The sequence below is a fragment of the Fictibacillus phosphorivorans genome, from assembly GCF_023715845.1.
In the GTDB taxonomy this organism is placed as follows: domain Bacteria; phylum Bacillota; class Bacilli; order Bacillales; family Fictibacillaceae; genus Fictibacillus; species Fictibacillus phosphorivorans_D.
The window spans coordinates 1-255 of record NZ_JAMBOR010000087.1 but is presented as its reverse complement, the minus strand read 5'-3'; the positions used below and the strand labels follow the sequence as shown (position 1 = coordinate 255).

General features: G+C 51.4%; 1 rRNA gene. It reads left to right on the top strand.

Features of this window, described 5'->3' with window-relative positions:
- A 23S ribosomal RNA gene (locus tag M3206_RS18910) occupies positions 1-255 on the top strand; the annotation flags it as partial.

Here is a 255-nt window from a genome sequence, read left to right as displayed (position 1 = left end):
CATTTAAAGAGTGCGTAATAGCTCACTGGTCGAGTGACTCTGCGCCGAAAATGTAACGGGGCTAAACGTATCACCGAAGCTATGGCTTGTACCATTTGGTACAGGGGTAGGGGAGCGTTCGAAGTGCCGTGAAGTCAGACCGGAAGGACTGGTGGAGCGCTTTGAAGTGAGAATGCCGGTATGAGTAGCGAAAGACAAGTGAGAATCTTGTCCATCGAAAGCCTAAGGTTTCCTGAGGAAGGCTCGTCCGCTCAG